Source organism: Pseudoalteromonas sp. MBR-15, from assembly GCF_053628915.1.
In genome coordinates this window covers 53,106-61,371 of the sequence record NZ_JBRJHH010000018.1, presented here as the reverse complement: position 1 = coordinate 61,371, position 8,266 = coordinate 53,106, and the positions used below count along the sequence as shown (strand labels likewise).

The window sequence follows — 8,266 nt, the reverse complement described above, 5'->3', positions numbered from 1 at the left end:
GAAGACTTAAAACCGAAGTTTTACTTAACTCTCTGCTACGTTGTTCAGCGTCTTTCGTTGCTGCCCGCCGTGTCAGTGGATGCGCATTATAGGGATTATCTGGAGGCCGTCAACGCTTTATTTCAGTTTTATTTAATTAATTTCAATTTTGTACAATAACCATACAAATAAAGGGCTGCAGGAGTGTTTCAGCTCAAAAATCAGTCACTTTTATGTTCATTAAAGGGCAAATGAAAAAGCGATATACTTTAAAATAAGTCTATCGCTTTTATTTTACTAGTTGGATTACTTAGTGGAAATTTCCCACACAGCGATTGAGCCCGAAATTTCATTACCTACGACAAGTAATGCTTCATTCGTTGCACTTTGTTCTGCAGGTATAAATGCCATCCCCTCAGGGGCAAGATCACCGGTTATTTCTGCACTGGCTTCTAAGCCACGGTTAAAAAAGTAATCTTGGAATGTCACATTGTATGGATTTGTTATATCAAACACCATAATGCCACCCATACGCTCTAAACCAATAAATGCAAATGTACGCTCGCCAATAGTACCCAGTGCTAATGCTTCTGGTTCAGCCCCTTTGTCATCTGAGCGGGTATCACCGGCATTTTCATCTTCATTATTGTTAAATGCTTCGCCGTGAACTGATGCGGTAATACGTGAAATTTGGTCACCAGAATCAAAAACCACCATGCCATTACTATCCCAAATAGAAAATGAGCGGGCTCCGTATGCATAGAGTGACTCGTATTCACCATCATTATCTTCATCACCTTTAACTGTGGTCACTTTTAGGCGGCCAATATCAGTGTTGTCGTTGTTCAGGTAATCAAAATTGCTTGCCAGCGTTAAGTCTTTAGCTCTAGTTTCATCTATATAAGATAAGCAGCCATCATCTTCATCATAGTCAAGACCACCTTTTGCTATACAATCAGCTTCGTCGGCTGTGTCAAAGAAGTATTCTCGTGCATCGCCTTCGTTAGCTGTAACGATGAAATTTGCACCTTTCCAGCTGAAACTAGCGATAGTATCGGGTTGATACATACCATATAAGCCTGGGTATGATTTAAAGTTCACCCCTCCATCTTTATCTGATGCATCAATGAGTAAATTAGACCAGTCTTTGAAGCCTAACCCTTTTAGCTCTAAGCTATTATTTTCCAAATTAACGATAGCCAGGGCATTATTTTCTTGTAGTGAAACGTAGGCAAACTTATTGTCTTTAGAGATGCTGATGTACTCAGGCTCTAAATCCATAGCTACGGTTGTATTAATTAGCTTGCCGTTGATTGTACGACCTGTCGGATTAGCAAAAACAATCCCTAATTCTTCAAGCTCTGCTTGTTTATCGTTATAGGCTGCGAAGGTGATGCTAATAGCAGTGTCAGCAATCACGCCATCATTGATGTTAATGATGCTAATTGAGCCTTCAGGATCAATACTGTAATCCCCATTCGGTTCGCCTTCGTTTGCAACCAGTACTTTATTACCATCATGGCTAAAGGTAACCATGTCGGGCAGGGCGCCTACAGATACATTCTTAATAAACTGAGGCTCGTCGCCACTAATATCATAAAATGCGATAAGCCCCGCATCACCCGTTGTTTTTGCAGCCATAGCTACAGCAAGTAATTCGTTATTTTCATCGATGGCGATACTGTTTGCATCACCCTCACTGTGCTCATTAAGAGACACGGTAATTGCAGAGGCCAAATTAGTGCCGTTTACAACGCCTTCGTTATCCTTTACGAGCGCAGCTCTGTCAAAGCTATCAGCCGGAATGATATTAACCACAGCAGAATCACCCGAACTATTAATTGCAAAAATTCTTTTTTTAGCCGCTTGATAGGCCACAATCTCTGCGGCACCTTCTGGGCTTTGTGCATTTAATACTGCACGGCCAATAAGATGAATATTTAAAGCTGAATGTGCATTAGTGCCATTAACACCATCTTGACCTGCGGGACCTTGCTCACCTTGTAAACCATCTTTTCCATCATCTCCCTCTAATGAGCAACCCGTAAGAATAGACAACAGTGACAGAGCAAGCATTGATCTTTTTAACATTATTATTTTTCCTTTGTGTTGTATTTACTACATAACAACACACAGGCATGACAACAATATGGCAGTTTTATGTGAACAAAATCCGGGCATAAAAAAAGCGAGTGTGAACTCGCCTTTTTCAATTAGGTATAATGCAGCTTACTGTTTTTTAACAGGGCGCTTCCAACCACTGAGATTACGCTGTTTACCACGCGCTACCGCCAGTTGTTCATCTTCAACAGTATTAGTGATCACAGAGCCCGCACCAATCGTTGCTGTTGAACCAATATTCACAGGAGCGACAAGCGATGAGTTTGAACCAATAAAGGCGTTATCACCGATGATGGTTTTTGATTTATTTACACCGTCGTAGTTACAGGTAATGGTACCCGCACCAATATTTACCTTTTCGCCGATTTCAGCATCACCTAAATAAGTAAGGTGGTTTGCTTTTGAGCCCTTACCTAAGCGGGTCTTTTTCATTTCGACAAAATTACCAATGTGAGAATCTTCTTCCATAATGGCACCAGGACGCAGTCGTGCAAATGGACCTAAAGTACATTTAGTCGCAACAGTTGCTTCTTCGACTAATGAATTGGCTTTAATAATAACGTTATCACCAATGGTGCAGTCTTTAAGTACGCAATTAGGACCTATTTGTACATTATTACCCAGTGTTACTTTACCTTCAAAAATAACATTAACATCAATAAGTACATCTTCACCCGTTGTTACTTCACCGCGTACATCAATGCGTGCAGGGTCGGCAAGGGTGGCACCGTTTAACATCAGCTCCTCGGCTTGCCATGCTTGATAAGCACGCTCAAGTGCCGCTAGTTGTACACGGTTGTTTGCGCCTTCAACTTCCATTGGATGCTCAGGTTGTGCAGAGGTGATTTCAACGCCTTCACTGTGAGCCATGGCAACAATATCTGTTAGGTAGTATTCACCTTGAGCATTGTTATTCGATAGGTTACTTAACCAACGTTTCAGTAATTCACCATTGGCAGCCATAATGCCAGTGTTGATTTCTTTAATCGCTAATTGCTCAGCGGTCGCATCTTTTTGCTCAATAATACCGACTAATTTGCCATTTTCACGCAGCATACGCCCATAACCAGATGGGTCGTCTAATGTTACTGTTAATACTGCAAGTCCGTTTTTAGGCGTAACAGCAAGTAACTTTTCTAACGTCGCACGTTTTGTAAGGGGAACATCACCGTATAAAATCAACACGGTATCATCATCAGCGATATGCTCTTTAGCGACCGCGACAGCATGGCCAGTACCAAGCTGTTCTTCTTGTAGCACCCAATTTACTTGATTATGAGAAAGGGCGGCTTGTAATTGTTCGCGACCGTGACCATAAACTAAGTTGGTCTCACGTGCACCTAAGGCCGTGGCATTATCAATTACATGTTGCACCATCGGCTTTCCAGCCACTTTATGAAGCACCTTTGGGAGTGCTGAACGCATACGAGTGCCTTTACCCGCAGCGAGAATAACGGTTGTCAGAGACATTAAAACAATATCCTTCTTTCTTTGTTTTAGTTGAGCTGTTAATGAGTGTAATAAGTAAGTCAACCTTGGTTAGGTAAGTCACGTCATGTGCAAATACTCAATCCTAATAAAGAGGACTGAACCTTAGATGAAATACTTATTCACATTTAATACACCACATTGTAACGGGCTTTGATGAAGGATATAAGTACTAAACGAAGAATAGGGCGCTTTAAACGAGTTTACTTATACCATTGTGCTTAATTAAGAGGTCTAAAATAATACTTAATCACTCAAAATGATTAATAAGTATTGCGGATTGGTAATACATAAATATTGAGTAAATTACAGGCACAAAAAAGCCCACATTAAGTGGGCTTTTACAAAACCGAGTAGGCTTACTTTTTGCGTAATTGTTGAATTACGCGAAGTTGAGCGATTGCTTCAGCAAGTTGCACTGCAGCTTGTTGATAATCTAACTCAGCAGTTGACGTATTCGCCATTTGCTCTTCAGCATCACGTTTCGCTTTTTCAGCCGCTTGCTCGTCCAGATCTTCACCACGTACTGCTGTATCAGCAAGAATCGTAATACGATCAGGTTGAACTTCTAGCGTACCGCCAGCAACATACATCACGTCTTCGTGACCAAATTGCTTAACTAAACGTACCATACCAGGTTTTAGGGCAGTTAATAATGGAGCGTGGCCATAGTTAACACCAAGGTCACCTTCACTACCACTTACTTGAATCGATTCAACCAGACCAGAGAACAAGCTCTCTTCTGCGCTTACTACGTCAAGATGTACAGTCATAGCCGCCATACTACCCTCCTAATTACATGCTTTTGGCTTTTTCTTGAGCTTCTTCAATAGAGCCAACCATGTAGAACGCTTGCTCTGGCATATCATCAAACTCACCGTTTAAGATACCTTTGAAGCCAGCAATTGTGTCTTTAAGTGACACGTATTTACCAGGCGCGCCTGTAAATACCTCAGCAACGAAGAACGGCTGAGATAAGAAACGCTGGATTTTACGTGCACGAGATACAACTTGCTTATCTTCGTCAGAAAGCTCGTCCATACCTAGGATTGCGATGATGTCTTTCAGTTCTTTATAACGTTGAAGAACTGTTTGAACGCCACGCGCTGTATCGTAGTGCTCTTGACCAATTACTAATGGGTCAAGTTGACGTGAAGATGAATCAAGTGGGTCTACCGCTGGGTAGATACCAAGTGACGCGATATCACGAGAAAGTACTACTGTTGCATCTAAGTGAGCAAACGTTGTTGCTGGAGATGGGTCAGTTAAGTCATCCGCAGGTACGTATACCGCTTGGATTGATGTGATTGAACCCGTCTTAGTTGATGCGATACGCTCTTGAAGTACACCCATTTCTTCAGCAAGTGTAGGCTGGTAACCTACCGCTGATGGCATACGACCTAGAAGTGCTGATACCTCTGTACCCGCTAGTGTATAACGGTAGATGTTATCAACGAAGAAAAGTACGTCACGACCTTCGTCACGGAACTTCTCTGCCATCGTAAGACCTGTTAACGCTACGCGTAAACGGTTACCCGGTGGCTCATTCATTTGACCGTATACTAGTGATACTTTATCTAGTACGTTTGAGTCGTTCATCTCATGGTAGAAGTCATTACCCTCACGTGTACGCTCACCAACACCTGCGAATACTGAGTAGCCGCTGTGCTCGATTGCGATGTTACGGATAAGTTCCATCATGTTTACGGTTTTACCTACACCGGCACCACCGAATAAACCAACTTTACCACCTTTAGCGAATGGACATACAAGGTCGATTACCTTGATACCCGTCTCTAAAAGTTCAACTGAACTTGATTGTTCTTCATAAGAAGGCGCTGCACGGTGAATAGACATACGCTCTTCTTCACCAATTGGACCAGCTTCATCAATAGGGTTACCAAGTACGTCCATGATACGACCTAGTGTCTTCGTACCTACTGGAACGTGGATTGGCTGACCTGTACCTTCTACTGATGTACCACGACGTAAACCGTCAGTAGTACCAAGTGCGATACCACGTACCACACCGCCACCTAGCTGTTGTTGAACTTCTAAAGTTAAACCCGCTAAGTCGCCATCTGTTACTTTTAGTGCGTCATATACGGCTGGCACGTTGTCTTGTGGAAATTCGATATCCACAACGGCGCCGATAATTTGGACGACCTTACCTAAACTCATGTCTATTCCTCTCATTAAACTTTGCCGAAGCGTTAAACTGCTGCCGAGCCGCCAACAATCTCACTGATTTCTTGTGTGATTGCAGCTTGACGAGCCTTGTTATAAACAAGCTGTAACTCATCCATAAGGTCGCCAGCATTATCAGTTGCAGCTTTCATTGCAACCATACGGGCAGCCTGTTCAGAGGCAGCGTTCTCAACTACACCTTGGTATACTTGAGACTCAATAAAGCGTACTAACAGAGCTTCTAAGATAGCTTCTGGGTTTGGCTCATATAAGTAATCCCAAGAATGTTGAGATACTTCTTCTTCAGCTTTTGGCAAAGGGAGTAACTGATCGATTGTTGGCTCTTGCTTCATCGTATTAACGAACTTGTTAAATACGACGTATAAGCGGTCAATTTTGCCTTCAGAGTATGCATCTAGCATCGTTTTTACAGGACCAATAACGTCTTGTAATGAAGGTGTATCTCCTAAGTTCGCCTTTTTAGCGACTAACTTACCGCCGAAACGTTGGAAAAAGCCTGCTGCTTTGCTACCTAAAGTAGTAAATTCAGCATCAACGCCTTTTTCTTTCCACGCTTTCACGTCTAGGGCAACTTTTTTGAACTCGTTAGAGTTCAAGCCACCACATAGACCACGGTCAGTAGAGATAACAATATAACCAACTCGTTTTACTTCACGCTCTTCTAAAAAAGGGTGAGTAAAATCAAGATTTGCTTGAGCAACACGACCAATCACTTTGCGTAAGTTTTCAGCGTATGGACGGCTTGATGCCACACGTTCTTGCGCCTTTTTCATTTTAGACGCAGCAACCATTTCCATTGCGCTGGTGATCTTTTGAGTATTCTTGATACTCCCGATCTTGCTTTTAATCTCTTTTCCGCTGGCCATGACTCTCTCTCCGAATCAGGTGGGCTTTAGTTGCCTAAAGCTCACCATTCATAACTAAATTACCAAGTTTGCGTCGACTTGAACTTCTCTAGAAGTTCTTTAAGTTGCGCTTCAATCTCAGCGTTGTAGTTACCAGTTTCATTGATTTGAGCCATTAGCTCTGCGTATGTGCTGTTTGCATAAGAAATTAAGCCCGCTTCAAAGTCACCGATTTTCGCGATTTCGATGTCTTTTAGGTAGCCTTTTTCAGCTGCGAATAGCGACAGAGACATTTCAGCAACAGACATTGGTGCGTACTGTTTCTGCTTCATTAGCTCTGTTACGCGCTCACCATGCTCTAATTGAGAACGTGTTGCATCGTCAAGGTCAGACGCGAACTGCGAGAACGCAGCTAATTCACGGTACTGAGCTAACGCTAGACGGATACCACCACCTAGTTTCTTAACGATTTTAGTTTGCGCTGCACCACCAACACGCGATACCGAGATACCAGCGTTAACAGCTGGACGGATACCTGAGTTGAATAAGTCAGTTTCTAAGAAAATCTGACCATCGGTGATAGAGATAACGTTTGTCGGTACGAACGCAGAAACGTCGCCGCCTTGAGTTTCAATGATTGGCAATGCCGTCAGTGAACCTGTTTTACCTTTCACTTCACCATTAGTGAACTTCTCAACGTAATCAGCGTTTACACGTGATGCACGCTCTAGAAGACGAGAGTGAAGGTAGAATACGTCACCTGGGTATGCTTCACGGCCTGGTGGACGCTTAAGTAGTAATGAGATTTGACGGTAAGCAACAGCTTGCTTAGATAAATCATCATATACGATTAATGCGTCTTCACCACGGTCACGGAAGTATTCACCCATAGTACAACCAGCAAATGGTGCTAGGTACTGAAGTGCCGCAGATTCAGAAGCCGATGCAACCACAATAATTGTGTTTTCAAGTGCACCGTGCTCTTCTAATTTACGTACTACGTTAGCAATTGTAGATGCTTTTTGACCAACCGCTACGTACACACACTTAACGCCTGTGTTCTTTTGGTTGATGATTGCATCGATAGCTAAAGCAGTTTTACCTGTTTGGCGGTCACCGATTACAAGCTCACGCTGACCACGACCAACTGGGATCATCGCATCGATAGATTTATAACCAGTTTGAACTGGCTCATCTACTGATTGGCGCTCGATTACGCCTGGTGCGATTTTCTCAACAGGTTCAAAACCGTCGTTATCTAAAGCGCCTTTACCATCGATAGGGGCACCTAGAGTGTTAACAACACGACCAAGTAGACCACGACCAACAGGAACTTCTAAAATACGACCAGTTGATTTAACTTTTACGCCTTCTTTAAGGTCTGCGTATGGACCCATAACTACTGCACCTACTGAGTCACGCTCAAGGTTTAGTGCGATAGCATAACGGTTGCCAGGAAGCTCAACCATCTCACCTTGCATACAGTCAGCTAGACCGTGGATGCGGATGATACCGTCAGTAACAGATACGATAGTACCTTCGTTACGAGCTTCACTTACAACTTCGAACTGCTCAATACGTTGTTTGATCAGATCTGAAATTTCAGTGGAATTAAGTTGCATGCT

General features: G+C 42.9%; 6 protein-coding genes. All 6 read right to left on the bottom strand.

Annotation, left to right across the window (positions count from 1 at the left end; translation table 11 throughout):
- Nucleotides 1–285: 285 nt before the first annotated feature.
- Nucleotides 286–2,070: a choice-of-anchor I family protein gene (locus ACSSVW_RS18940; RefSeq protein WP_421419118.1), complete on the bottom strand. Its 1,785-nt coding sequence runs from the start codon at nt 2,068–2,070 to the stop codon at nt 286–288.
- 138 nt (nt 2,071–2,208) lie between these two features.
- Entirely contained in the window at nt 2,209–3,570 is a 1,362-nt protein-coding gene (glmU, locus tag ACSSVW_RS18935; RefSeq protein ID WP_454179914.1) for a bifunctional UDP-N-acetylglucosamine diphosphorylase/glucosamine-1-phosphate N-acetyltransferase GlmU, read from the bottom strand.
- Nucleotides 3,571–3,947: 377 nt separating this feature from the next.
- A complete protein-coding gene (locus ACSSVW_RS18930; protein ID WP_036973718.1) occupies nt 3,948–4,370 on the bottom strand; it encodes a F0F1 ATP synthase subunit epsilon in 423 nt (140 codons plus the stop codon).
- A 13-nt stretch (nt 4,371–4,383) separates the two neighbouring features.
- Nucleotides 4,384–5,769: a F0F1 ATP synthase subunit beta gene (atpD, locus tag ACSSVW_RS18925; protein WP_036973717.1), complete on the bottom strand. Its 1,386-nt coding sequence runs from the start codon at nt 5,767–5,769 to the stop codon at nt 4,384–4,386.
- A 32-nt stretch (nt 5,770–5,801) separates the two neighbouring features.
- Nucleotides 5,802–6,662, bottom strand: a complete 861-nt coding sequence (atpG, locus tag ACSSVW_RS18920) for a F0F1 ATP synthase subunit gamma (protein WP_036973716.1) — start codon at nt 6,660–6,662, stop codon at nt 5,802–5,804.
- Between the two features lie 59 nt (nt 6,663–6,721).
- Nucleotides 6,722–8,263: a F0F1 ATP synthase subunit alpha gene (atpA, locus tag ACSSVW_RS18915; protein WP_036973715.1), complete on the bottom strand. Its 1,542-nt coding sequence runs from the start codon at nt 8,261–8,263 to the stop codon at nt 6,722–6,724.
- Between the last annotated feature and the right edge of the window lie 3 nt (nt 8,264–8,266).

Coding starts and splice junctions, on each gene's coding strand:
- ACSSVW_RS18940 (WP_421419118.1), bottom strand. CDS start 2,070: ATGTTAAAAAGATCAATGCTTGCTCTGTCACTGTTGTCTATTCTTACG.
- glmU (WP_454179914.1), bottom strand. CDS start 3,570: ATGTCTCTGACAACCGTTATTCTCGCTGCGGGTAAAGGCACTCGTATG.
- ACSSVW_RS18930 (WP_036973718.1), bottom strand. CDS start 4,370: ATGGCGGCTATGACTGTACATCTTGACGTAGTAAGCGCAGAAGAGAGC.
- atpD (WP_036973717.1), bottom strand. CDS start 5,769: ATGAGTTTAGGTAAGGTCGTCCAAATTATCGGCGCCGTTGTGGATATC.
- atpG (WP_036973716.1), bottom strand. CDS start 6,662: ATGGCCAGCGGAAAAGAGATTAAAAGCAAGATCGGGAGTATCAAGAAT.
- atpA (WP_036973715.1), bottom strand. CDS start 8,263: ATGCAACTTAATTCCACTGAAATTTCAGATCTGATCAAACAACGTATT.